The following is a 1,134-nucleotide window of genomic DNA, read 5'->3' on the forward strand; positions in this document are numbered from 1 at the left end:
GTGGGCACTGCAGGTCCCTCCACCACGCGTGCGTCCCGAGCTGATCGGGCGCGTCCCGGCGATCGTCCGCGCTGTCCGCGCGAACCTCATCTTCGTGGAGAAGGCCGGACTGCCCGACTCGCTTCTCGATCAGATCGCCCGGCTCGCCGCCTTCGAGAATCCTGAGTTCTACCGCGCACAGGCCATGCGTCTGCCCACCTGGGACAAGCCGCGGATCATCTCGTGCGCCGAGGAGTTCGACGCGCATCTGGCACTGCCCCGGGGATGCCTTGATGACCTGCAAGAGGTGATCGAGGGCTACGGCTCTCTGCTGGAGGTCACGGATGAGCGTACCGAAGGGTCGCTACTGCTCGCGAGGTTCTCGGGCACGCTTCGTCCCGAACAGCGAAAAGCCGCCAAGGTCGTGATTCAGCACGACGAGGGTGTCTTGAGCGCGGGGACGGCCTTCGGCAAGACGGTCGTGGCCGCGAATGTGATCGCCAAGCGCGGCGTGAGCACGCTCGTGCTGGTCCATCGTCGCGAGCTCATGGAGCAGTGGCGAGAGCGGCTCTCCACATTCCTGGATCTTCCGCCGGGCTCGATCGGCGTCATCGGTGGTGGCAAGCGCAAGCCGACCGGGACTATCGACATCGCGGTGCTGCAGTCGCTCGTTCGAAAGGGCTCGGTCGACCCGATTGTTGCCGAGTACGGGCAGGTGATCGTCGACGAGTGCCATCACGTCTCTGCGTTCAGCTTCGAGGCGGTGCTCCGCCAGGTGCGCGCACGATTTGTGCTCGGACTCACGGCCACGCCGATTCGCAAGGACGGCCATCATCCGATCATCACGATGCAGTGCGGTCCGGTCCGGTTCAAGACCGATCTGAAGCGCCAGGCTGCAGCCCGGCCGTTCGAGCACATCGTTCGGCCGCGCGAGACTGGATTCGGCGTCGCGGCTCTGGCCGCAGACGGAATCCAAGAGGTCTATCGCCTGCTTGCGGGCGATGAGACCCGCAACGCTCTGATCGTAGAGGATGTGGTAGCCGCAGCCTCGGAGGGCCGCTCGGCGCTCGTGCTGACCGAGCGCACGGCGCACCGCGACATGCTCGCGAGCCTGATTGCGGAGCGGACGCCCCACGTCTTCACGCTCTCCAGCGG

The 1,134-nt window shown here is 66.0% G+C and carries 1 protein-coding gene; it reads left to right on the top strand.

Annotated elements, in window-relative coordinates; genetic code table 11:
* Positions 1-1,134 (top strand): DEAD/DEAH box helicase family protein (locus Q8K99_12620; GenBank protein MDP2183398.1); only part of this gene is annotated, 1,134 nt, incomplete at both ends.

This window comes from Actinomycetota bacterium, assembly GCA_030682655.1.
Lineage (GTDB): Bacteria > Actinomycetota > Coriobacteriia > Anaerosomatales > JAUXNU01 > JAUXNU01.